18 protein-coding genes and 1 tRNA gene are annotated in these 23,733 nt (G+C 51.4%); 13 read left to right on the forward strand and 6 right to left on the reverse strand.

Features of this window, described 5'->3' with window-relative positions; genetic code table 11:
- The first annotated feature begins 3 nt into the window (after positions 1-3).
- From ACP7IZ_RS09890 to ACP7IZ_RS09910, 5 genes are all read left to right on the forward strand, one after another.
- Positions 4-1,467 carry an HlyD family type I secretion periplasmic adaptor subunit gene (locus ACP7IZ_RS09890; protein ID WP_426848963.1) on the forward strand — a complete coding sequence of 488 codons (1,464 nt, stop codon included), beginning with the start codon at positions 4-6 and terminating at the stop codon, positions 1,465-1,467.
- Between the two features lie 47 nt (positions 1,468-1,514).
- Positions 1,515-3,287, forward strand: coding sequence for a tetratricopeptide repeat protein (locus ACP7IZ_RS09895; RefSeq protein WP_426848964.1), 1,773 nt, complete (start codon positions 1,515-1,517; stop codon positions 3,285-3,287).
- 65 nt (positions 3,288-3,352) lie between these two features.
- Entirely contained in the window at positions 3,353-6,439 is a 3,087-nt protein-coding gene (locus ACP7IZ_RS09900; RefSeq protein WP_426848986.1) for a glycosyltransferase, read from the forward strand.
- A 69-nt stretch (positions 6,440-6,508) separates the two neighbouring features.
- Positions 6,509-7,660, forward strand: a complete 1,152-nt coding sequence (locus tag ACP7IZ_RS09905; RefSeq protein ID WP_426848965.1) for a hypothetical protein — start codon at positions 6,509-6,511, stop codon at positions 7,658-7,660.
- Positions 7,661-7,735: 75 nt separating this feature from the next.
- Positions 7,736-9,181: a glycosyltransferase gene (locus tag ACP7IZ_RS09910; protein ID WP_426848966.1), complete on the forward strand. Its 1,446-nt coding sequence runs from the start codon at positions 7,736-7,738 to the stop codon at positions 9,179-9,181.
- A 57-nt stretch (positions 9,182-9,238) separates the two neighbouring features.
- Here ACP7IZ_RS09910 and ACP7IZ_RS09915 read toward each other — a convergent pair whose 3' ends face one another.
- The 4 genes from ACP7IZ_RS09915 to ACP7IZ_RS09930 are packed head-to-tail and all read right to left on the reverse strand — an operon-like array spanning position 9,239 to position 12,730.
- Positions 9,239-9,826, reverse strand: a complete 588-nt coding sequence (locus ACP7IZ_RS09915) for a PqiC family protein (protein WP_426848988.1) — start codon at positions 9,824-9,826, stop codon at positions 9,239-9,241.
- Positions 9,826-10,782: an MlaD family protein gene (locus tag ACP7IZ_RS09920; protein WP_006115381.1), complete on the reverse strand. Its 957-nt coding sequence runs from the start codon at positions 10,780-10,782 to the stop codon at positions 9,826-9,828. The genes ACP7IZ_RS09915 and ACP7IZ_RS09920 overlap by 1 nt, the downstream gene beginning before the upstream one ends.
- Before the next feature lie 5 nt (positions 10,783-10,787).
- Positions 10,788-11,573 (reverse strand): ABC transporter ATP-binding protein, encoded by a 786-nt coding sequence (locus ACP7IZ_RS09925; RefSeq protein ID WP_006115380.1) that lies wholly within the window; start codon positions 11,571-11,573, stop codon positions 10,788-10,790.
- Positions 11,573-12,730 (reverse strand): MlaE family ABC transporter permease, encoded by a 1,158-nt coding sequence (locus ACP7IZ_RS09930; protein ID WP_426848967.1) that lies wholly within the window; start codon positions 12,728-12,730, stop codon positions 11,573-11,575. The genes ACP7IZ_RS09925 and ACP7IZ_RS09930 overlap by 1 nt, the downstream gene beginning before the upstream one ends.
- Before the next feature lie 303 nt (positions 12,731-13,033).
- On the opposite strand from ACP7IZ_RS09930, the gene truB reads away from it, so the two are divergent.
- The 4 genes from truB to ACP7IZ_RS09950 all read left to right on the forward strand — a co-directional run bounded on the left by truB (position 13,034) and on the right by ACP7IZ_RS09950 (position 18,158).
- Complete coding sequence (truB, locus tag ACP7IZ_RS09935; RefSeq protein WP_050820276.1) at positions 13,034-13,951, forward strand: tRNA pseudouridine(55) synthase TruB; 918 nt, start codon at positions 13,034-13,036, stop codon at positions 13,949-13,951.
- A 31-nt stretch (positions 13,952-13,982) separates the two neighbouring features.
- Complete coding sequence (gene rpsO / locus ACP7IZ_RS09940; RefSeq protein ID WP_014457520.1) at positions 13,983-14,252, forward strand: 30S ribosomal protein S15; 270 nt, start codon at positions 13,983-13,985, stop codon at positions 14,250-14,252.
- 277 nt (positions 14,253-14,529) lie between these two features.
- Positions 14,530-16,680, forward strand: a complete 2,151-nt coding sequence (gene pnp / locus ACP7IZ_RS09945; protein WP_426848968.1) for a polyribonucleotide nucleotidyltransferase — start codon at positions 14,530-14,532, stop codon at positions 16,678-16,680.
- 59 nt (positions 16,681-16,739) lie between these two features.
- A complete protein-coding gene (locus ACP7IZ_RS09950; RefSeq protein ID WP_426848969.1) occupies positions 16,740-18,158 on the forward strand; it encodes an NAD(P)H-dependent flavin oxidoreductase in 1,419 nt (472 codons plus the stop codon).
- Between the two features lie 86 nt (positions 18,159-18,244).
- Here the strand turns inward: ACP7IZ_RS09950 and ACP7IZ_RS09955 are convergent, their stop codons facing one another.
- Entirely contained in the window at positions 18,245-18,430 is a 186-nt protein-coding gene (locus ACP7IZ_RS09955) for a YqaE/Pmp3 family membrane protein (RefSeq protein WP_006115375.1), read from the reverse strand.
- Between the two features lie 194 nt (positions 18,431-18,624).
- Here ACP7IZ_RS09955 and gyrA point away from each other — a divergent pair, with 194 nt between their 5' ends.
- From gyrA to ACP7IZ_RS09975, 4 genes are all read left to right on the forward strand, one after another.
- Positions 18,625-21,387 (forward strand): DNA gyrase subunit A, encoded by a 2,763-nt coding sequence (gene gyrA / locus ACP7IZ_RS09960; protein ID WP_426848970.1) that lies wholly within the window; start codon positions 18,625-18,627, stop codon positions 21,385-21,387.
- Positions 21,384-21,926: a pantetheine-phosphate adenylyltransferase gene (coaD, locus tag ACP7IZ_RS09965; RefSeq protein ID WP_426848971.1), complete on the forward strand. Its 543-nt coding sequence runs from the start codon at positions 21,384-21,386 to the stop codon at positions 21,924-21,926. The genes gyrA and coaD overlap by 4 nt, the downstream gene beginning before the upstream one ends.
- Positions 21,927-21,967: 41 nt before the next feature.
- Complete coding sequence (locus ACP7IZ_RS09970; RefSeq protein WP_014457518.1) at positions 21,968-22,459, forward strand: peptidylprolyl isomerase; 492 nt, start codon at positions 21,968-21,970, stop codon at positions 22,457-22,459.
- Between the two features lie 189 nt (positions 22,460-22,648).
- Positions 22,649-22,724, forward strand: a tRNA-Lys gene (locus tag ACP7IZ_RS09975).
- Between the two features lie 52 nt (positions 22,725-22,776).
- Here the strand turns inward: ACP7IZ_RS09975 and ACP7IZ_RS09980 are convergent.
- A complete protein-coding gene (locus ACP7IZ_RS09980) occupies positions 22,777-23,694 on the reverse strand; it encodes a LysR family transcriptional regulator (RefSeq protein WP_426848972.1) in 918 nt (305 codons plus the stop codon).
- Positions 23,695-23,733: the final 39 nt, after the last annotated feature.

Raw genomic sequence — 23,733 nt, forward strand, 5'->3', positions numbered from 1 at the left:
CCCATGAGCGAACAGGATGCACATATTGTGCCACAAGGTTCTTCAGGCAATAACCAGCAGCAAGAGGTAGTGCCCTCTTCGGATGATTTCCTTAAGCAGGCGGATGATCCGTATGCACCAGGTGATATGCCCGTTGCATTGTTGGAGTTTCATTCTCCAACTGCGGCGCTGGTCAATATGCCACCTACGCCCACCGCTCAGTATATGATTTGGATTATTGGCGGATTGATGCTGTTTTCCTTAATCGGGCTTACAGTGTTTCCGCTGGATCGTGTTGTTTCTACTCAAGGGCGATTGGTTTCCAGTGAAGCTTCATTGGTAATACAGCCTTTGGATACATCAATTGTGCGGTCTATTGATGTGAGGGAAGGGGATTTTGTCCATAAAGGTGATATTCTTGCGCATCTAGACCCCACGCAAACTGGCGCAGATAGTGAAAATCTGAAAACTCAGATGGATCAGTATCAAGCCGAGGTGGATCGTCTTACAGCAGAAGCTAACGGCCAGACTTACAAACCCGACCTAAACAATGCTGCAACCTTGCCGCAGGGCGAAGCCTATTTGCGACGGATGGCAGAATTTGATGCCAAAGTTGAAAACTACAACAGGCAGATTGCCAGTTTGCAAAGTGATTTACAGGGGTACGTTGCAAATGCTGCCATGTATGCCGCCCGCGCAAAGGTAGCTGGGGATGTGCATACAATGCGTATGCAGTTGCAGAAGGATCAGGTAGGGAGCCGACTTTCCACTTTAAGTGCTCAGAACGATTTGATGGAAGTTGAGCGCTCACAGATTTCGGCCCAGCAGCAGGCATCTTCAACACGGAACAAGCTGGCGGCTGCTATATCTGAAAAAGAAGGTTACATTCAAACGTGGAAAGCAGAGATTTATAAGGATCTGATTTCCGCACAGCATAAGCTGTCCGAAGCCAAAGGCTCTTATCAAAAAGCTGTTTTACATAACAGTATGGTAGGGCTTAAAGCGGATGAAGATGCTGTTGTGCTTAATATTGCCAAAGTTTCAGTCGGATCTGTTGTCACGCCAGCCGAAAAAATCATGACTCTTGTGCCTGTAGGTAAGGGGCTGGAAATTGAAACCGCTATGTCCGGAGAAGATGCAGGTTTTGTGCGTCTTGGTGATAAGGCTTTGGTGAAGTTTGCGACTTTCCCTTTCCAGCAATATGGTGGTGCAGAAGCAACTGTAAAAACTATCAGTGCAGACTCTTTTGTGTCGGGTAACGGGAGTGGGCCAAGCTCAGAAGATGTTACGCCCGATAACACTTCCAAGTCCTTTTACAGAGTTCGTCTGCGGGTAGATAAATATACATTGCATAATGTACCCAATTTCTTTCACCCACAGCCAGGTATGCCAGTTACGGCGGATATTCGTGTTGGTAAGCGTACTGTCATGCAATATATGCTGAATAGCTTTGTGCCATTGATGACAAATGGTATGCGCGAACCCTGATTAGAAAGGGTGGAATATAATACTCTGAGTTGTAGAGGGTTGGTGCTTTGGTCTGGAAACTGTTTCAGAAAACGTTTGGCAAGTCGGGCAAAGATATACAAACGCGGCTTGAGCAGGCCAAAGCACAACTGGAAAACCAACCTAATGTCGCGTTCAGCCAACTGGCTGTTCTTGCACGGGAAGGATCTCCAGAAGCCGAATTTCTAGTAGGTCAATGTTATTTAACGGCAAAAGGGGCGCCGCCAGATTTGGTGGAAGGCGCGCGCTGGATGCGCCGTGCTGCCCAGAATGGATGGGCGCAGGCTTCTTTTATTCTTGCAACGTTGTATCTGCATGGTCTGCCACAGGAAGTGGAAGATCATGCGCCGAAATCGATTTTTGATAATTCTGCCGAATATTCCAAGCGGGAACCGGACTTTTTTAAAGCGGCAGAATGGGCCCAGCGTGCAGCAGAGGCCGGATATGCTGATGGTCAGGCCCTGTATGGGTATATTTTAACAGCTGGCCCGGCAGAAATTCGTAATCCCGAACAGGCTTTGGATTGGTATCAGAAGGCTGCTGCCAGTGGTTGCGTGCAGGGGCATCTGGGGCTTGGTCTTGCAGCGCTTGCTAAAGCAAAAACGCAGGAAGATTACGCATCCGCTGCTGTTGAGCTAAAAAAAGCTGCTGATGGCGATATGGGTACTGCTCAATATCTTATGGGTGTTATGGCGGAACGTGGCATAGGTATTCCGCAAAACATTCCTGAATCCACACAATATTTTGCAAAAGCAGCGGAAAAGAAAGTTCGTGGTGCGCAAGCAAAATATGGTTTGGCCCTGCTTTCTGGCAAAGGCGTCGCGCGCGATACTGTGCGGGGTGAAACGTGGTTAAGGCGCGCCGCATTGGCGGGGGATGGTGAAGCCGCTGCCATTTTGGGGGATATGCACGGACGGGGAGGCGATATGCCCCCCAATTATGCAGAAGCTATTTCTTGGTATCGTTTTGCATCGGATCAGGGGCATGCGGCATCTAGTCGTATATTAGGCAATATTTATTTGAGTGGCACGGGGGTGCCGAAAGATCCGCAGGCAGCCGCGCAGTGGTTTAAAATTGCGGCAGAGCAGGGCGATAAGGAAGCTACAGCTGAATTGGGCAATCTGGCCTTGGCGGGTATTGTTCCCACAGCAGAAGCAGCCGAAGTTTTAGAATGTTATCGGAAAGCTGCGGCACAGGATGATTTTCTGGCTGCGTTTAATGTTGGTGTTGCGCTTGCCCAAGGGCTTGGCTCTCAGAAGAATGAGGAAGAGGCTCTTAAGTGGATACGTAAAGCAGCCGATAAAGTTGTAAATGCGCAGTATTGGTACGGACGTATGCTGCTAGAGGGGCGCGGTGCAGAACGTAACCCTCAAGAAGGTCGGGAGTGGGTAGAAAAGGCCGCTGAATCTGGCATGACAGAAGCGCAGCTTACCTATGGACACTTGCTTATTACAGGGACAGGTGGTGCAAAAGATCATCCACAAGCCCTACAATGGTACAGAAAAGCAGCGGATTCTGGCAATGTGGATGCCATGTTCTCTATTGGCGCCATGTATGGTGGCGGCCATGAAATTCCAGAAGATTTGGTTCTGGCGCGGTCATGGTTTCAGCAGGCGGCAGAAGGCGGTCATGGTCTTGCGCAGTTGATGATGGGGCGTTATCTGGCCAATGGAATTGGTGGAGACAAGAATCTGGAAGAAGCCAGATCTTGGTATCGCAAAGCAGAAAAGCAGAATATTCTGCAGGCAAGTATTGAGCTTTCCAAGCTTGGAGTTGATGAGGGCGTCAAAGCACCTTCCTAGAAAAGTTCTTCAAATTTCAAAAGGTTTGGCATTTTATTTTACAGTATCATTAAAAGAGTAGGTGCATATTTATGGCAGCCCTGAAACAGTCTGAGAGTCAGCAGGCAGGGTTTGTCACGGAGGCAGACCGAACAGCGTATGAACAACGCGCGAGTGCGGCAGCACAGGAATCTTTCAGGCAGGGAAATGCCGCCTGGCAAGCAGGGGCTTACGCCCTAGCGCGGGATTGGCTGGAAAGAGCAAACAGGCAAGCGCGTGATAACCCACATGTTATGTTTGCGCTGGTTTTGGCGCGTCAGGCAGTGGGAGACAATGACGCTGCTATTGAACTTTTAGATCAGCTTTTAGAAAAATTTGATTTTCGCGAAGGGTGGAGCCTGCGGGCAACATTAAAGCAGGCCAATGGTGTTGGGTATCAGGCTTTGCTCTCTATACGGCATTTGCTCACATATTATGCCTGCACACCAGATATAGAAAAATTGGCAACAATTATTGCGCGTTTGAATGGTGTGCCCTGTTGGTATGGAGTGCGGGGGAATGGCCAAATTGTAGGGGTAGGCCTTCCAGAAAAAGGGCTGCAACTGGTTGTTGATGGTCATGTAAAAAAAGCCGTGCGCAAAAAGGGGGGCTGGTTTTGTCCCTCAGGGTGGCAAACGGCGCATACGCTTTGCATAATGTCTGCTCAGGGCATGATTTTTCCAGATGGCGGTGTGTGTCCACAAAAAATCATGCAGTGCGAAGGATTGGTGGATGTAGGAGAAGAAGGGCTGACAGGCTGGGTCTGGCTACCGCATGATTCTGATAACGCGCCTCTTTTGAACATCCTAGATGCAAAAACAAATAAGAAAATTCTAACGTTTTCCGCAGAAGATTTTTGTGATTCTGTGAGTTCAAAACAACCACTAGCGCGATATAGGGCGTTCACAGTTCCTTTTTCTGCATTGCCAGAAGGCCCGGTAAGGGTGGTGGGGCCTGATGGGAAAGATCTAGCCGGGAGTCCGATAGATCCAGATATGCTGCGTTCTGGGGGCAGTCAGATTGCACACTACGTAGCAGAGCAGACCAAAGGGGAAGATCTGTCTCAAGCATGCGTGCCTGTTCCAAAAATTATACCTATTCCAGTTATGGAAGAGGACAGCGCACAACCAAAGGTTTCGGGTGATACTGCTGAAACCTTTGTTGTTATTCCAGTTTTTAAAAATGCTACGCGTACTTTGGCGTGTTTGCATAGTGTGCAAGCAAGCCTGAAACCAAAAGCCGCTGTGCACGTTTGGGTGGTGAATGATGCATCCCCGGAGCCAGATTTGGTCACCTCTGTTTCAGATTTTTGCCAGCAGGCAGGTTTCCGGTATCTGGAAAGGGTGCGCAATGGTGGCTTCCCATGCGCGGTAAACGAAGCACTTCGCCATCTCACTACGCATGATGCTGTCTTGCTGAATAGCGATACATTGGTGGCGGAAGGATGGCTGGAAGCATTACGCAAAATTGCCTATGCAGCACCAGATACAGGAACGGTAACGCCCCTTTCTAATGATGCCAGTATTTTTTCCTATCCAGATAAAAACGGTGCAAATCCGGTACCGGATCAGGAAGAAACAGATATGCTCATGCAAATGGCACAGGCAGCCAATAGGGGGCGTGCTGTGGAAGTACCCACGGCTCATGGTTTTTGCATGTATATCCGCCATGACTGTTTGCAGCAGACCGGGTTGCTCCGTGAGGATGTGTTTGCACAAGGCTATGGTGAAGAAAACGATTTTTGTATGCGTGCCCGTGCTCTTGGGTGGAAGCATATGGCTGCTTCCGGCGTGTTTGTGGCGCATGTGGGCAGCAGTTCGTTTGGTGAAAGTGGGAGCCCTTTAATGGTGCGGAACCAAAAGGTTCTGGAGCAATTGCACCCTGGGTATCATGATTACGTTGCGCGCTGGATGGCGGCAGATCCACTTTTTCCAGAACGCAGGCGCCTTGACCTTGTCCGTTTTAGAAGTGCCAGGGCAGAAGATTTTTCAGATCAAGCCGTCCTGTTGGTCACACATGCCGTAGGTGGTGGTGTGGAAAAGGTTGTGCAAGAGCGCATAGCCTTTTGGTGTGATCGGAAAATACGCCCACTTATCTTACGTCCATCTGAGCAGGGATGTGTGCTGGAAGATGGAGGGAGCGCGGCAAAATATCCTTCCTTATGTTTTACGTTTGCCAAGGAGATGGCGCTTTTGCTGCGTCTTTTACGTGCAGAAGGTGTGGGACGAATTGAGTTCCATCAAACTGCCGGGCATGATCAGCAAGTTATGGACCTGCCTGCACGTTTAAAATGCGCATATGATGTGTTTGTGCATGATTATATCTGGTTTTGCCCGCGTATTTCATTAATGGGGTGGGAAAATCGTTATTGCGGTGAACCCGATGTGGCCACATGTGAAGTGTGCGTGACGGTACTAGGGCGGCGCGTGGATGATACGCTGAGTGTTGCGGCCTATCGTAAAGCGGCACATATTTTTCTACAAAAAGCAGAGCAGGTTTTTGTGCCCTCGCGCGATACAGGGCGAAGGATGCAAAAATATTTTTCTGATGTCCGGTTTTCTGTGCGAAGGCTGGAAAAAGACAGCTTTCTAAAAAAGCAATTTCAGTTTCCAGAGCAGGTTGAACGTAAAACAGCACAAGCAAGTGCATTTTTGGCGCAAGGTCTTAAACGCACTGCACCGCGTATTCGGGTGTGTGTTGTGGGTGGCATAGGGCCAGAAAAAGGTTATGACATTTTGTTTGAAGCGGCAGTGGATGCTGCCTTGCGCGATCTGCCGCTGGAGTTTGTGGTTGTAGGCCATACACGTGATGATGCGCGATTGTTAAAAACAGAACGCATTTTTGTAACGGGTGAATTCCAAAAAGAGGATGTTGTTTCCTTAATCCATGCAGTAGATGCGGACATCGCTTTGCTTCCGTCTGTATGGCCGGAAACATGGTGTTTTGCTTTGGGGGATATCTGGAAAGCCGGATTACATGTTGTTGCATTTGATCTGGGAGCCCCAGCAGAGCGCATTCGTTCCACAGGATTGGGGAGCGTGGTACCGTTTGGTATTTCCATACAGGAGTTGAATAAGAAATTACTGGAAAAGGGGAGAGAGATGGAGAAAAAAAGAAGGCTTTCGCTTACCTAACTCTTTCTTTACTTACCGGTGTTTTTTTGTTTTACAGTTTAGCTGAAAATTTAGGATGGAAGAGGTTTTATGTCTCAGGCAAGCCAGCAGCGGATTACTGATCTGAAAGTCACAGGTCATCTGATGACACTCCAGACCGGTCTGTTCTGCATCAGCCATGCAGCAGGTCAGCAGCCGCCAACATCTGCCGGTTTGCCTGGGGTTCGTGTTTCTCTTTCTCCTGTTTCTGCTCCGGGCAATGTGCAGATTGTAACGTTTGAGCAAGATGGCTGGATGGGCGGCAGAAACAATGCTGCGTTGGTACGTGTGCGCCGCGGCCCAGCGCAGGTGATGATCACTATTTATCAGGAAATGAACACGCGGCATGATGCACCGCGTTTGCAAGTGATTCAGCTGAGTGCGGAATCTGATCCGCTGCCTGTTCCTGTCACTGCTGCGGTGTCTGTAGCACCTGAAGTGGCCGCTGCTGCTCCAAAAGAAACAGCACCCACAGAAGCTCCGCTGGCCCAGAAGCCAGAAATTGGGGCCCATATCCAACGGCGTGGTGATGTTACCGGTATCCTTGGTGAATGGATGGGTGTGCCGGGTAGCCAGGCGTGGATTGAAGGTTTTGGTATTGCACCCGCTCATCTCATTCAGTCTGATGATATTGAATATCAGGCTGTTCTGGGTAAAGGGTGGCTCTCTCCGTGGGTAGAAGGTGGCCAGTATTGTGGCAGCCGCGGAATGGCATTGCCTATTTTGGGTTTGTGTGTGCGCCTGAAAGGTGCCGCGGCTAAAAAATTCATTTGCCAAGTTACAGCCAGCTTTACGGATGGCACCAAAATTGGGCCTGTTGATAACGGTGAACCCGTAGAAGCTGATAGCCTTGCACCATTAGAAGCTTTCCTTGTTGAAATTCTTCCGCGCGATGCAGAAAGCAAAGCCAAGCGGGGTGGGCGTAAACGGAAGCAGAATGCTGCAGAAGACTTGGCCGCTCTGTTGGAAGAAGAAATAGAAGAACTGGAAGCTGAAGTTCTGGAAGAGGCTGCAGAACTTCTTGAGGAAGAAGAGCTTGAAGAAGAAATAGAAGAAGATGTTGAAGAGGAAATTCTGGTTAAACCAGTAAGGCGTGCAGCCAAACCTCAGCCTCGTCGTGCTTCTTCTGCCGCTCAGAAAGCGGCAAAGCCTAAAGCAGCAGGGCGCGGTGGAGCACGTGGGCGTAAGCCTTCTCGCCGTTAAATATGTAGGAACAGGTCCGGTTGAAATATCGGGCCTGTTTTTTATTTGTGATTAGAGCAGCACGCAGGTGCAGGTTTGAAATACCTTTTTATCCATCAAAATTTTCCCGGCCAGTATCTGCACATTGTGCGCCATCTGGTGCAAAACGGTGATAACGAAGTTGTTTTCATTAGTGAAGATAATCAAAACGCCATTAAGGGTGTGCGTCGCGTAAGGTACCGTATGCCCCGTGGGGCTGCCGCGCAGGCTCATCTGGCCGTGCGCGAGCTGGATATGGGAATGGTGCGGGCCAATGAAGTGGAAAAAGCCGCCCGCACCCTCAAAAACCTAGGATTTCAGCCTGATATTATTATCGGCCACCACGGGTGGGGAGAACTGCTGAATATTCAGGATGTGTACCCTGATGTGCCTGTCTTGGGGTATTTTGAGTTCTATTATCATACAGAACCTGGGTTTGATGTTGGGTTTGATCCGGAATTTCCGCTTCAGCCCCAAATGTTGCCTATTGTGCGGGCCAAGAACGCCATTAACTTATTGGCTCTTACAGGCCCTAGTTATGGCCAGACGCCTACTGATTTCCAGAAGAGCGCTTACCCAGCATGGGCCGCAGACAAAATTACCGTGTTGCGTGAAGGTGTAGATCTGGAGACCTGTAAGCCAGATCCAAAACTTGCAAAAAAGATTTTCAAGCTAGGTGATATCAAAATTTCACCTAAGAACAAGCTGATTACCTATGTCTCGCGCGATCTGGAGCCTTATCGCGGCTTCCATGTGTTTATGCGTGCGCTTCCCCGAATTTTGGAAGAAGAACCCAACGTGCATGTCATTATGGTTGGGGGAGACGGTGTGAGCTACGGAGCACCGCTGGCATCTGGTTGTTGGCGGGAGAAAATGCTTCAGGAGCTGGAAGGGCAACTGGATTTAAGCCGGGTACACTTTGCGGGCAAAGTTGATTACCCAGATTTTCTGCGTCTTCTACAACGTTCAGATGCGCATGTTTATCTCACATATCCTTTTGTGGCTTCGTGGTCTCTGCGTGAGGCAATGGCTATGGGGTGCGCTATTGTTGGAAGCGCGACAGCCCCAGTGCAGGAGTTTCTGACAGATCAGGAAACGGCTGTGCTGGTGCCGTTTACAGAACCAGACAAAATTGCCGATGGTGTGCTGGAACTGCTGAACAATAAGCCGCTGGCAACCCGTTTGCGTCGCGCAGTTAGAGAAAAAGCTGAACAGACTCTGTGTATCAAGTCATATCTGGCTGAATATGAAGCGCTTATTGCGCGTTTGATTGCAACGCACAGGGCTGAGGCTGGTCTTTCTTATTCTGAAGAATTGGAAGAAACACAAAAGCCAGCAAAGCCTGTAAGAAAGCCAGTGGCTCGTCGTGCTGCCAGTAAAACTGTTGCTGCACGTACTACCAAAAAAGCAGCGTCTTCTGTTGCGGCAAAAACGATACGCCCTGTGGCTCAGAAAGTAGCCGCAAAGCCGCGTAAAACCGCTTCTGCTAAAAGGCGGAGCTAGAAGCCCAACCCGATATAACCAGCAATTACGCGTAAGTGGTTATATCGGGCGGCTTTGTTACTGCGTGGATGGAATGGACAGATTAACTTGGTCTGCCAGTTGAATAACCAGATTGCGCATTAAGGATGCTGTATCCGCATCCGTAGAAACAGACCCGGTAGCTGTAAGATGCGCACGGTTACGAATAAGCGGCTTTTTAGGATCCCGTGGGATAACGGCCCAGTTTGCATCCAAGACCGCCTGCCCATCGACATTCACATCAAAACGAGAAACGTTGATCTGAACGCGCATATTGGCTGCATCGGCCAATGGCTGATCTGTAATCAGTTCGTTGGGGTGGGATGATGCAATTTCGTTGGTCACCAAATCCGTAATGCCGAGAGAAAGGCGTGTTGCCCAGCGTGAGCGCGGGCTACGGATAACTTCTTCTCCCTGCCGGGTGATCATGTCCTGGCTATCAAGATAATCAGGCAGTACCGCACGGCTAACTTCTATGGTGGTCAGGCGGGCAGAAAGGTGGGGCTGCTGAACGTCCCGATCTCCCGGCATGCCAAGTGTGTAAAGCCGAAGGGGAGGAGAGGCGCAGCCTGCAAGCAGGGTACAGGCTCCCAGAAAAACCAGAGCAATACGGCGAGGAGGAAACATCATGGACGGCGTCCCATCAGCAGAAGTTGCGGGTTACGTTCCACATCGCTGGCGAAGCCACGTAGGGAGGCTGCAGCAGCAGCAATATCTCGCAGTGAGGCATCCAGATTTGCTCGGTCGATAGAACGTGGTGAGAGGATATCCTGCAAGGAATCCAGAGTTTTTGTAGCAGAAGCCAATGTTGCGTGCAGATCTTTGCCGCGTGCATCAAGCTGCGTATTTCCGGTGTCCATCAGCTTGTCCATTTTCAGGAGCGTTACATCCAGCTTAGCCTGTAGATCCTTAATGGCATCGGTTGCGGCCTGCACCGTCTCGTGGGAGCGATCCGCTGTTTCCTTTACGCTGGAAATCAACGGCGGCAGATCATCACGCAGATGATCGCTTAGGGATGTAATAGACAGCAGAGCCAGATCAGCATGGTGGCTGATATCCTTGATCGGAATCTGGCCGATAGTGTCTTTCAGCTTTTCCATAGTGGAAAGACGCACAGGAATTTCCGGCAAGTCGGTAATGCGTGGGTGTAAAACGGGTGTGACGGATTTATCAAAATCCAGTTCAATATTGGATTGGCCCGTTACAAAGCTTTGCAGGTTTAGTTCAGCGCGGAGTCCGTTGCTGATCATTTCCTGAATGCTTACTTTTGTGCCCCCCGGCACATCCCGCACTACATGAATCTGATCTGGCTCCAGCGTAAGCACAACAGGGATGTAAGCTTTGCGGTCCTGCGGATCAAAACGCAGCGTAATGTTTTTAACCGTTCCAACCTTAACGCCGCGGAAATTTACAGGCGCACCCACAGAAAGACCGGTGATAGAGTTCTGGAACACAACAGCGGCTTCACGCGAGGGTGTGAAAAAGCGCATGTGCCCAAAAGCCATAATAATGAACAGGCCCAGCAAGCCGCCAAGGATCACAAACGCGCCGATCAGAGTTTTCCGGTTTGTGCTTTGAGACATGCCGCTCAGCCTTCTGTCTTATCTGCGGAGGGAATAGAGGCAGATCGGTTCATAAACGCCGTTACCTCCGGAATCTTGCAGGTGTCATGCAATGCGCGTGGTGAACCATGCGCAATGGGTGTGTGTGTTTTGGCATCTAAAAAGATGCCATCGTCTGCAATGGCAAACAGGCTGGGCAGTTCATGGCTGACAATCATAATGGTTGCCCCCAGCCCATCCCGTAATGTCAGGATCAGATCATCCAGCCGGGCAGACGTAATGGGGTCTAGCCCTGCGGAGGGTTCATCAAAAAACAGAATATCGGGTTCCAGAGCAATGGCGCGCGCAAGGCCTGCGCGTTTGCACATGCCACCGGAGATTTCAGAGGGGAACAGATCAATCGCCTGTTCCATACCAACAAACCCGAGTTTTAATTCCACCAACCGCCGAATGGTGTCAGGCTTGAGTGAGGTGAACATTTCCAAGGGCAGGGCTACATTTTCCCCTACCGTCATGGAACTCCACAAAGCACCACTCTGAAACAGCACACCGTAACGATGGTTAATATCAGTGCGACGGTTATCTGATTGCGCCCAGTAATCTTCCCCATCTACCAGAATCTGCCCGGCAGTTGGTCGCAGCAGCCCGATCATGCTTTTAAGTAGTGTGCTTTTGCCGCAGCCTGAACCACCCATGATGGCAAAGATGGAGCCACGTTTCAGATCAAAGGAAACATTTTGCTGAATGATCTTGGGGCCGAACGATAATTGCAGATCGCGAACGGAAATAAGGGTTTCTGCATCAGACATCATCAGATTCCAAGCGCGTTGGCTATCACGGCAAAAATGGCATCCATGGCAATAATACCCACAATGCCAATAACCACAGCGCGTGTGGCGGCAACGCCAACATCAGCCGCGCTGCGTCCGGCTTTTAAGCCCACACGGCAAGCTGCCAGTGCAATAAAGCTGGCGAAAAAGAAGGATTTGATAAACCCGAAGATAAATTCCTTCAGCTCCACGCCATCAAAGGTGGAAATCCAATAGCCGATGGGGGAAACATCCATCATGCTCATGGAAACGGCAAAGCCACCAAAAATCGCAACAATGGTGCCATATAGATAGAGCAGCGGCATCATGAGTGCGAGAGAGACAATGGATGGCAGCAGAATGTAACTGGAGATGGGAATGCCAAACACCTGTAGGGCATCAATTTCTTCGTTGCCCAGCATGGTGGAAATGCGGGCTGCGTAAGCGCCGCCAGTTCGGCCCGCCATGATAATGGCAGTCATGATAGCAGAAATTTCACGCGCGCAGGCAATGCCTACCAAGTCTGTAACGTAAATTTCCGCAGCAAATTTTCGTAGTTCCACCAGCCCGACAAAAGCCAGAATGGCACCCACCAAAAAGTTGACGATGCCGACAATAAGCAAGGCATCTGGCCCGGCATTCCAGATATCCAGCAACAGGTCTTTCATGCGCATGGCACTTTTGCCACGCACAGCCTGTGCGGCACCTTTGGCGGTATCTAATGCCAGCTCACTTACTGTGCCTGTTTCGGTCAACCCATTCAGGGTCATATCACCTACACGCGCAAAAATACCTTCGTTGTTGTGCGGAGGTTGTGCAGGCTCGGCAGGTGCATCGGGTAAAAGGGCGAGAAGCCTTTGCGCGGGAGCCGGAAGGTTTTGCTCATCAAAATGAAGCTGCGCCTTGCTGGCGGCCTGTTTGACATCCCACAAAAAGGCAACAAAAGCCGAATCCCAGTTTTTTAAACCGGTTGTATTAATATGGAGGGTATGGCCTGGCTCTACCGGCAGTTTATCTTGCGGGAAGGGTGTTGCGCCCCCAGCCTGAACTGTCCAAGCCCCTTCGACGTTCAAGCATACACCATCTGCCGTGTTCTGGAGAGACCACGAAGGGGTGTCGGCAGTCTTGTGAAGACCGGAAGAGGGAGATTGATCAACCATAATTTGGTGGCGACATTACGGCACAGGCAAGCCTATGACCAGCCCCCTTGGTTCATACATGCTAGAAGTGGTAAACCTTGGGTTTGCCTTGGTTTAAGAACAATAACTTGGTCGGCAGTCCTTTTTAACAGGCCAGCGTTGCGCCTAATGGCAGCATTGCATGGCATGGCAGCCTTCGGCTACATGCACCCCCAGATGGAGTGCATATTCCATTAATTAAGTGTTGTACTAACGCAAAAACCTTCTGGCTGAGCCGTTCATGGCTGCTGCATGGTATTTGATGAATCGCATACGGGAGTTTTCATGCGACGCAGACGTGGGCGGCCACTTAACGGCTGGCTTATAGTAGACAAGCCTTCCGGCATGACATCAACACAGGTAGTGGGGCGCGCCAAACGGCTGTTTGATGCACAAAAAGTTGGGCATGGCGGCACACTGGACCCACTGGCGACCGGTTTGCTGCCACTGGCTTTTGGTGCCGCTACAAAAACCGTGCCTTACGTGATGGATGGAACCAAGGTGTACCGCTTCACTCTTAAAATGGGTGAAGCGCGAGATAGCGATGATGCCGATGGCAATGTCATTGGTACATCTGATGTGCGGCCTTCTGATGAAGAACTGCGAGCAGCCTTGCCAGCGCTTACGGGCGATATCATGCAGGTACCTCCCGTTTTTTCTGCCTTGAAAGTGGGTGGAGAGCGTTCCTACGATATGGCGCGAGAAGGCCGTCCGCCAGAATTGCCGCCGCGGCCCGCACGCGTAGATCGGTTTGAACTGATTGAGCGGCCAGATCGGGATACAGCAGTGTTTGAAGTCGAATCCGGCAAGGGCGTTTACATGCGTGCGCTGGCGCGTGATGTGGCTTTGGCATGCGGAACAGTGGGGCATATTACCGTGCTGCGCCGCCTGCGTGTGGGGCCTTTTACAGAAGCCGATGCGATTGTGCTGGACAAAATCACCCCAAACGACGACAACGCCCATGCTTCACCGGAACTTCTGCGTCCGGTCTCGACCGCGCTGGCCGACATCCCGGCGCTGGCCTTGACACAGGATGAAGCGGTTCTGCTACGGCACGGGCAAGCTCTCGGCCTTGTTGATCTGATGGGGCGTATCCCACAGACCGCCGAGGATGGGGGCGTTGTGCGTGTTATGGACGGTGAGCACGTGCTGGGTATTGGCCGCCTGGAAGACGGGTGGTTGAAGCCGGTACGGATTCTCTAAAACCTGATATGTTTTTTGATGGAGACATGTGATGTCGATTACTGCTGAACGTCGCACGCAAGTTATTGCTGAATACCAGACTGCACCGGGTGATACGGGCTCCCCGGAAGTGCAGGTGGCAATCCTGACCGAACGGATTAACAACCTGACCGAACATCTGAAGACTCACGCGAAGGACTTCCATTCTCGCCGTGGTCTGCTGATTCTCGTTGGTCGTCGCCGCAGCATGCTGGACTACCTGAAGGGCAAGAGCCAGACGCGTTATGAAACGCTGATTGGCCGCTTGGGCCTGCGCCGCTAAAAACGGCTCAACGGGCGGGAAGAGGGGGTGTGTAGGCATGATCTCTCTTCCCGTTCGGAATTTTCGCTAGCACTTGTTTGCTGGCGTCACCATATTGGATACAGCCACAGGTTTTGCATCAGGGCGTTTCGTGCCCGGTAAGCCACGGCGTTTCCGACCACATGGCGCCTGGGAGGTTTGTTCCGCCAGTCACCATGCCGTCCGAGGCGCTGTCCGCCCAGCCGGTCTGTCCTGTTGTTCTGTGGCTCTGAAGTGAAATAGAACAGAGGCTTACAGAATGTTTAACTACTTCCGTAAAGAGATTGAATGGGGCGGCCGCCCGCTGATTCTGGAAACCGGCAAAGTTGCCCGTCAGGCTGATGGCGCCGTGATGGTTACTTACGGTGAAACCGTTGTGCTGTGCACCGCTGTTGGTGCAAAAGACGTAAAGCCCGGTCAGGACTTTTTCCCGCTGACAGTTAATTATCAGGAAAAAGCTTACGCGGCAGGTAAGATTCCCGGTGGTTTCTTTAAGCGTGAAGGCCGTCCTTCTGAAAATGAAACACTGGTTTCCCGCCTGATTGACCGCCCGCTGCGTCCGCTGTTCCCAGAAGGGTTCCGCAACGAAGTGCAGGTGATTGCAACCGTGCTGACGCACGATATGGAAAATGATCCTTCCATTCCTGCGCTGATCGGCTGTTCTGCTGCTCTGACCCTGTCTGGCATCCCGTTCTTCGGCCCCGTTGGCGCTGCCCGCGTTGGCTTTAAGGATGGCGCATTCATCCTGAACCCGACACAGGAACAGATCAAAGAATCAGATCTGGAACTGGTTGTGGCTGGCACGGCAGAAGGCGTGCTGATGGTGGAATCCGAAGCTTCCGAACTGTCTGAAGAAGTTATGCTGGATGCCGTAACGTTCGGCCATACAGCATTCCAGCCGGTTCTGGATGCCATTATCTCCTTGGCAGAGCACGCAGCCAAGGAACCATGGGCACTGGCAGAGCCCACCAAGGAAGAAATTCAGCTGCGCAAGCAGGTGGAAAAAGCTGGGCGCAAGCTGATTGCTGATGCTTACAAGGAAAAGCAGAAGCAGGTGCGCTACGAAAAGCTGAAAGCAGCACGTGCAGCGATTGTTGAAAAGCTGACTGCTGATGAACTGGACGTTGCAGCCGCCAAGCCGATGATCAAGGATCTGGAAGCTGACGTTGTGCGCTCTTCCGTTCTGAAAACCGGCAAGCGCATTGATGGTCGTGATCTGGTAACTGTCCGTCCGATCGTGCCGGAAGTTGGTATTCTGCCGCGCGTACATGGCTCTTCTCTGTTCACTCGTGGTGAAACGCAGGCGCTGGTTGTGACCACGCTGGGTACAGGGCAGGACGAACAGGTTATTGATGCGCTGGAAGGTGAATACCGCACCAACTTTATGCTGCATTATAACTTCCCGCCCTTCTCTGTGGGTGAATGTGGGCGTATCGGTTCTCCGGGCCGTCGTGAAATCGGGCATGGCAAGCTGGCATGGCGCGCTATTCACCCGCTGATGCCTTCCCGCAAGGAATTCCCGTACACAGTGCGCGTGGTTTCCGAAATTACGGAAAGCAACGGGTCTTCTTCCATGGCAACCGTATGCGGTGGCTCTCTGGCTCTGATGGATGCTGGTGTACCGTTGAAGCGTCCGGTTGCTGGTATTGCCATGGGTCTGATCAAGGAAGGCGATGATTTCGCTGTTCTGTCTGATATTCTTGGCGATGAAGATCATCTTGGGGATATGGACTTCAAGGTGGCTGGCACCGAACAGGGTGTGACAGCCCTGCAGATGGATATTAAGATTACCTCCATCACGCCGGAAATCATGAAGATTGCTCTGGGTCAGGCTCGTGATGGCCGGATGCATATTCTGGGTGAAATGAGCAAGGCGCTGACAGAAACACGCACCAACGTGTCTTCCACAGCACCGAAGATCACCACCATGAAGGTGCCTCGGGAAAAGATCCGTGATGTGATCGGATCTGGCGGTAAAGTGATCCGCGAAATCGTGGAATATTCTGGCGCCAAGGTTGATATTGGGGATGACGGCACAATCACCATTGCCGCCGCTTCTGATGATCAGGCACAGAAGGCCATTGACCGGATCAACGGCATTGTGGCGGAACCGGAACTGGGCCGCATTTACGATGGTAAGGTTGTTAAAACTGCCGATTTTGGTGCGTTTGTAAACTTCCTTGGTGCACGTGATGGCTTGGTGCACATTTCCGAACTGGCGCAGGGCCGCGTTGGTAAAACCACGGATGTGGTGAAGGAAGGCGATACCGTGAAGGTTAAGGTCATCGGCTTTGATGATCGCGGTAAGGTTAAGCTGTCCATGCGTGTTGTTGATCAGAACACGGGTGCGGATATCACGGAAACTGTGGGTGAAAAGCCCTCACGTGGCCCCCGTCGGGATGCTGAATAAGCATCCTTTTTCGGGTCACTTTCAATCATACGGATAGTTGCAGGAACGATAGGACGGTCATGAAGGCGATCAATACGGTTCGCATGGGGGGTGTGGATATCCTGCCGCTGGTAGAAGGCGGTAAGGGGGTTTCTGTCTCCACAGGCGTATCGGCCGGGGCATGGGCTGCAGCAGGTGGCGCGGGCACGGTTTCTATCGTCAATGCAGATAGTTATGATGAAAACGGGCAGCCAGTTCCCCAGATCTATCACGGCCGTACGCGCCGTGAGCGGCATGAGGAACTGGTAGATTACGCCATTCGTGGCGGTATTACCCAAGCGCGTGTAGCGCATGAAATATCCGGCGGAAAAGGCCGGATTCATGCCAATATTCTGTGGGAAATGGGATCAGCCGAAAGGGTGATTACTGGCGTGCTAGAAGGTGCGCCGGGCCTTATTCACGGTCTTACATGCGGCGCAGGTATGCCGTATCGGCTGTCTGAAATTGCAACACGGTTTGGGGTGCATTATTATCCCATCGTGTCATCTGCACGTGCTTTCAATGCATTGTGGAAGCGGGCCTATCATAAATCCGCCGATCTGTTGGGTGGCGTGGTTTATGAAGATCCTTGGCGTGCAGGGGGCCATAATGGCCTTTCCAACACGGAAAATCCATTAAAGCCGGAAGATCCTTACCCGCGTGTTGCAGCATTGCGTAAACTTATGCGCGGGTTTGGGTTGGATAATACGCCCATCATCATGGCTGGTGGTGTGTGGTGGCTGGAAGAATGGGAAGACTGGATTGATAATCCAGAGCTTGGCCCCATTGTGTTCCAGTTTGGCACGCGCCCGCTGTTGACGAAGGAAAGCCCTATTCCAGAAGCATGGAAGCAGCGCTTACTCACCCTGAAAAAAGGGGATGTGTATCTGAACCGCTTCTCTCCTACGGGCTTTTACTCTTCTGCGGTTAACAACAGTTTCTTACAGGAACTGCGCGAGCGCTCAGAGCGGCAGGTTCCTTTTGCTCTGGCGGCAGAAGAAGATCTGGTTACACCCTACGGCATTGGCGCACGTAAGCGTGAAGTGTTTGTAAAAGCAGAAGATTTGCCGCGCATCCAGCAGTGGGAACAGCAGGGTTTTACCGAAGCTTTGCGTACACAGGATTCCACCCTGATTTTTGTAACGCCAGACAGAGCGCGCGAAATTCTGGCAGATCAGGCTGATTGTATGGGCTGCCTGTCTGAATGTCAGTTCTCTAACTGGAGCCAGCGTGGCCCCAAGTATTCAACGGGCCATAAAGCAGATCCACGTTCTTTCTGTATTCAGAAAACGCTTCAGGCTGTGGCTCATGCCAGCGGGCCAGATGCTGCTCAGGTATTGGACCATAATCTGATGTTCGGTGGCACAAACGCCTGGCGCTTTGCGACCGATCCTTTCTATGCCAACGGGTTTGTGCCAACGGTGCAGCAGTTGGTGGATCGGATTATGACAGGACGTTAAGCCAGTCAGATATAAAGGCTGATTTCTATAAAAAAGGCGGCTCCCATTGGGAGCCGCCTTTTTTACTAACCTCATAAATTGGAGGCTTATCGCCCCATGCGGGAAATTTTTTTATCTGTTTCATACTGGTTGAGTGCGTAAACAGACCAGATGGCTGCCGGAATCCAGCCAATAACAGTTATCTGCAATATTAGGCAGATAATGCCCGAAAAAGGGCGGCCAATTGTAAAAAACTGAAACCACGGAAACAGTAATGCCAAAAGCAGGCGCATGGCTGAAACTCCTTATAGTGTGCATCATGATGGGCACAGCCTTTTGCCTGAAGCAAGTCTGCTATTTCAGCCGCTAGGTGGTGCGGGTTTTGTGTGCTAGAAAATATTCTGCAAGTGCCGGGTAACCGGTGCAGAAGTGGATTTGGCACATGCTCCATAATCCGGGGCGTGCAGCATGACAGAGCGGATAAACCTTGACCGAGATTTCTGACCAGCCGGGTGTACCGGAACCCTCAGACCTTCTGCCCGTAACCATTGAGGAGGAGATGCGCTCCTCCTACCTCGCGTATGCGATGTCGGTTATTGTCAGCCGTGCGCTGCCGGATGTGCGAGATGGTCTTAAACCTGTTCATCGTCGCATCCTGTATGCCATGCATGAAAGTGGTTTTACCTACGATAAACCTTACCGCAAATCTGCCCGTGCAGTTGGTGAGGTTATGGGTAAATACCATCCGCATGGTGACTCCTCCATTTACGATGCCATGGTGCGTATGGCGCAGTCTTGGTCCATGCGGGTCAAGCTGATTGACGGGCAAGGTAACTTTGGCTCGGTGGATGGTGATAGCCCCGCGGCCATGCGTTATACGGAAGCTCGGCTGGCCAAAGCTTCTACATTTCTGCTGAATGATATTGACCGCGATACGGTAGATTTTCAGCCGAACTATGATGAGAGCGAGGAAGAACCAACTGTTCTTCCTGCTACATTCCCGAACCTGCTGATCAATGGTGCCACAGGTATTGCGGTGGGTATGGCCACCAATATTCCTACGCATAATCCATCAGAAGTTATTGATGCTACGTTGGCGCTGATTGCCAACCCGGATCTTTCACTTGATGATCTGATGGAATATGTGCCGGGGCCAGACTTTCCCACAGGCGGTATTATTCTTGGGCGTTCTGGCATCCGCAGTGCTTTTGCCACAGGGCGCGGTGCCGTTATTATTCGTGCCAAGGCAGATATTGAGGAAATCCGTAAGGATCGTAAGGCCATTATCGTTACGGAAATTCCGTATCAGGTTAACAAGGCCACCTTGCAGGAACGTATTGCTGATCTGGTACGTAACAAGCAGATTGAAGGCATTGCTGATATCCGCGATGAATCTGACCGCTCCGGTATGCGTGTGGTTATCGAAATCAAGCGGGATGCCACACCAGAAGTGGTGTTGAACCAGCTTTATCGCTTCACGCAGCTTCAGACTTCCTTCGGCGTGAATATGCTGGCGCTGGATGGTGGCAAGCCCCGCCTGATGGGCCTGAAGGATGTGCTGGAAGCCTTTATTGCGTTCCGTGAGGAAGTAATTCTGCGCCGCTCGCGTTTTGAGCTGAATAAGGCGCGAGATCGCGGGCACATTTTGGTTGGGCTGGTTATTGCCGTTGCCAATATTGATGCGGTTATTGCTCTTATTCGCGGCGCGCCAGATGCAGCCGCAGCGCGTGAAGCCCTGATGGCCGCCCAGTGGGACGCCGCAGAAGTGGAACCGCTGCTGGCCCTGATTCATGATGACGGCAACGTGGTTGTGGATGGCAAAGTGCGGCTAACAGAAGCACAGGCACGTGGCATTCTGGAACTGCGCCTGCAACGTTTGACGGGGCTGGAACGAGACAAGATCCAGCAGGAACTCTCGGAAGTTGCTCAGCGTATTAACGAGCTTCTGGAAATTATTGGTAGCCACGTCCGCCGTATGGAAGTGCTGCGTGATGAACTTTCCGTCGCACGGGCGGAAATTGCCACCCCACGTATGACCGAAATTGCGGATTACGCAGGGGATCAGGACGATGAAAGCCTGATCGAACCCGGCCAGATGGTTGTAACCATCACGCGGGAAGGGTTTATTAAACGCACGCCGCTGGATGTGTTCCGGGCGCAAAACCGTGGTGGCCGTGGCCGTACGGGGGCCAGCACACGTGGCGATGATATTGTTGTGCGGTCCTTTAATGCGCACACCCATCAGTGGGTCATGTTCTTCTCCTCAGGCGGTAAAGTATATCGTCAGAAGGTCTGGCGTCTGCCAGAAGCCGGGCCTGCGGCTAAAGGCCGCGCTTTGGTGAATCTGTTGCCAGATCTGGGCTCTGATAGCATTACGGCCGTGCTGCCGCTGCCGCAGGATGAAGAGCTGTGGGAAGCCTTGCATCTGGTCTTTGCAACGGCCAGCGGCAATGTGCGTCGTAACCGTTTGAGTGATTTCCGGAATATCCGTTCGTCTGGCATGATTGCCATGAAGTTGGATGAAGGAGATAGCCTGATAGGTGTTGCTACCTGCCGTGAAGGGCAGGATGTGTTCCTTGCCACGCGTGGGGCACGTTGTATCCGCTTCCAGATTACCGATGACACATTGCGTGTTTTTGCCGGTCGTGGCTCTTCTGGCGTGCGGGGTATCCGCTTGGCCGAGGGTGACCGCGTGATCAGTCTTGCTGTGCTGAACCACGTTGAAGCAACGGTGGAAGAACGTTCGGCTTATCTGCGGATGGCGAATGCCAAGCGCAGAGCGGAAAATGCTGCGGAAGCGGCAGAGGAAGACGCGGATACTGTGCAGCCCGATTCGGATGAAGAAGGCAGCGATACGGATGCTCTGCTTTCTCCAGAACGGTTTGAGCAGCTTGAAGCCGCCGAGGAAATCCTGCTGATCGTGAGTGATGGTGGATTTGGGCGTCGCTCTTCCGCGTATGATTACCGTGTCAGCGGGCGTGGCGGGCAAGGCATTACCAATATGACGTTCTCGGCCAACAAGCGTGGGAAAGAAGTGGCTGCCACCCTGCCGGTTCTGGCAGGCACGGATGTTATGCTGGTAACGGATGCGGGCCGCCTTATCCGTGTGCCGGTTGATCAGGTGCGTGTCATGGCGCGTCAGGCAAGCGGTGTAACGTTGTTCCGCCTGAATGATGATGAGCGCGTAACCAGTGTCTTCCCCGTTATGGATGATGGTGAAGATGAAGCAGGAGAGGCTGAGGGGGAATGAACGCCCCCGCAGGCTCTGTGGTGCCCAAACGTGTAGGTTTTTATGCGGGCACCTTTGATCCGGTAACGGTTGGCCATCTGGATGTGATTGAACGCGCATCCCGTTTGGTGGATCGGTTGGTGATAGGTGTGGCCCATAACCCGGGCAAAAATCCACTTATGCCATTGGATGAGCGGATTGCCTGTGTGGAAGAAGCCTTGCCAGCTATTCGTCAGAACACGGGTGGAGATATCGTGGTGGTGCCATTTGATTCTCTGCTGGTGAAAGCTGTACGAGAACATGGCGCAACACTGATTTTTCGTGGTCTTCGGGTGCTTTCTGATTTTGATTACGAAATCCAGATGAGCGGCGTAAACCGCAAGCTGGATGCCGGAATTGAAAGCGTGTTTCTTATGGCTTCAGAACGCACCCAATTTATTTCTTCCCGTCTGGTGAAAGAAATTGCCAGTTACGGCGGGGATATTTCGGAATTTGTAACACCGGGCACGCAGGTGCGTTTGTTGGCACACCTTGCTGACAGGAAAAACGTTTCTGCCTGACGTGGCAAACATGGGTGTTGCAAACACAAGGAGAGTTTCTGATGTCTTCAGAAGATAAAAACGATATCATTCATATGGATATCCCGCACGGTCGCGTTATTATTAAACTGCGTCCAGATCTGGCCCCCAAGGCTGCGGAACGTATTCGCACGCTGGCGGCAGAAGGTTTTTACGATAACGTACCCTTCCATCGTGTTATCCCCGGCTTTATGGCACAGGGTGGTGATCCAACGGGCACGGGTATGCACGGCAGCAAATTACCGGATCTGCCCGCAGAATTCACAAACAAAGCCAAGTTTGAACGTGGCACCATTGGCATGGCGCGGACGTCTGATCCGAACAGTGCTAATAGCCAGTTCTTCATCATGTTTGAACCTTCTCCGCACCTTGATGGCCAGTACACCATTGTGGGTGAAGTGATCGAAGGTATGGAAAATGTCGATAAAATCAAACATGGGTCTGGCATGTCCGGCATGGTGAAGGATCCGGATCGGATTTCTCGCATGCGTCCGGCAGTTGGCGAAAAATCCTGATTTTTCGAAGATATGCAAAAAAAGCGTCACTCCGGTTGGGGTGGCGCTTTTTTTATGTCTGAAACCGATCAAACCATCTGATTTTTCAGGAATGGCACAAAATTCTTTCTACTGCTTGACAGAGGTTAGGTAATCCGTTTAGGAACACCTCCATCGCGCAGACATTAAGTTTTGCACGGTTAAAGGTGTGAGCCGGTAGCTCAGTTGGTAGAGCATTCGACTTTTAATCGAATGGTCGAGGGTTCGAGTCCCTCCCGGCTCACCATTTTAAAATCTTCCAAAATATCAAGACAGTTTTAGCCCATATATCCCTTGGGTTATGCCGCTTTTTCCCATGGTGGAATCGGGCCATAGCATTGCGCAAGATAATCAATCATGGCGCGGACTTTTAAGGGAATACTTGTGCCGGGTGCATACACGGCGTGTAAGTCTGGCCCCGGTGTGGTGGGGTAATCCAATGATAAAGCAATAAGTTGGCCTTGTTGCAGTTCTTGGCTCACAACAAAAAGCGGCAAATAAGCAATGCCTGCGCCAGCTACTGCGGCTTCTCGCAAAGCATCTCCATTATTGGCGGAAAGTAGGCCGGAAACAGAAACGGTTTTTTCTCCGCTTTCTCCAAAATGCCAACGGGATGCGCTATTGTTTCCGCTAAGGGTGTATCCAAGACAATTGTGCTGCTGCAATTCATCTATATGCATGGGTGTGCCAGCCTTTTCTAAATAGGCAGGAGAGGCACAGATAATCATACGCACAGCAGCCAATTTACGTGCACGCAGCGTACTGACTGTTAGGTTGCGGATACGCAGCGTAAGATCCCACCCTTCCTCAACCAGATCAACGGGTCTGTCATTCAAGCCAAGTTCTACCTGAACCTGCGGATACCTTCTGCTAAATTCAGGCAGATAAGGTGCGACATACCGAATAGCGAAGGAAACCGGAGCGTTAAGGCGTAATTGCCCACGTGGTTCACGGTACTGCTCACTTACAGTTTGCTCCATGTTTTCTACATCGGCCAGAATTTTTTGGCAGCTTTCCAAAAACAGGCGTCCGGCTTCGGTTAAGGAAAGATGCCGCGTGCTACGCTGAAAGAGAGAAACTCCTAACCGGGTTTCCAGTGCAGTTACATGTTTGGTTACCATTGTTGGGGAAAGCGCCATAAGGCGTGCTGCCCCTGTAAAGCTGCCCGCAGCTACAACTTTGACAAAAATCTGCATACTGGTGATGCGATCGAGCATTTATAGTGCCCCGGCATGATGGAAATGGTGAGTTTTTTC

It is taken from the genome of Acetobacter sp. AAB5 (assembly GCF_050106715.1).
GTDB lineage: Bacteria > Pseudomonadota > Alphaproteobacteria > Acetobacterales > Acetobacteraceae > Acetobacter > Acetobacter oryzifermentans.

What these genes read in the sequence shown, in the direction of transcription:
- ACP7IZ_RS09920 (WP_006115381.1), bottom strand. Translation starts at nt 10,782, where the DNA reads ATGTCTCAAAGCACAAACCGGAAAACTCTGATCGGCGCGTTTGTGATC.
- ACP7IZ_RS09925 (WP_006115380.1), bottom strand. Translation starts at nt 11,573, where the DNA reads ATGATGTCTGATGCAGAAACCCTTATTTCCGTTCGCGATCTGCAATTA.
- ACP7IZ_RS09955 (WP_006115375.1), bottom strand. Translation starts at nt 18,430, where the DNA reads ATGCGCCTGCTTTTGGCATTACTGTTTCCGTGGTTTCAGTTTTTTACA.
- ACP7IZ_RS09950 (WP_426848969.1), top strand. Translation starts at nt 16,740, where the DNA reads ATGAAGGCGATCAATACGGTTCGCATGGGGGGTGTGGATATCCTGCCG.
- ACP7IZ_RS09930 (WP_426848967.1), bottom strand. Translation starts at nt 12,730, where the DNA reads ATGGTTGATCAATCTCCCTCTTCCGGTCTTCACAAGACTGCCGACACC.
- ACP7IZ_RS09905 (WP_426848965.1), top strand. Translation starts at nt 6,509, where the DNA reads ATGTCTCAGGCAAGCCAGCAGCGGATTACTGATCTGAAAGTCACAGGT.
- rpsO (WP_014457520.1), top strand. Translation starts at nt 13,983, where the DNA reads ATGTCGATTACTGCTGAACGTCGCACGCAAGTTATTGCTGAATACCAG.
- pnp (WP_426848968.1), top strand. Translation starts at nt 14,530, where the DNA reads ATGTTTAACTACTTCCGTAAAGAGATTGAATGGGGCGGCCGCCCGCTG.
- coaD (WP_426848971.1), top strand. Translation starts at nt 21,384, where the DNA reads ATGAACGCCCCCGCAGGCTCTGTGGTGCCCAAACGTGTAGGTTTTTAT.
- truB (WP_050820276.1), top strand. Translation starts at nt 13,034, where the DNA reads ATGCGACGCAGACGTGGGCGGCCACTTAACGGCTGGCTTATAGTAGAC.
- ACP7IZ_RS09915 (WP_426848988.1), bottom strand. Translation starts at nt 9,826, where the DNA reads ATGTTTCCTCCTCGCCGTATTGCTCTGGTTTTTCTGGGAGCCTGTACC.
- ACP7IZ_RS09980 (WP_426848972.1), bottom strand. Translation starts at nt 23,694, where the DNA reads ATGCTCGATCGCATCACCAGTATGCAGATTTTTGTCAAAGTTGTAGCT.
- ACP7IZ_RS09890 (WP_426848963.1), top strand. Translation starts at nt 4, where the DNA reads ATGAGCGAACAGGATGCACATATTGTGCCACAAGGTTCTTCAGGCAAT.
- ACP7IZ_RS09970 (WP_014457518.1), top strand. Translation starts at nt 21,968, where the DNA reads ATGTCTTCAGAAGATAAAAACGATATCATTCATATGGATATCCCGCAC.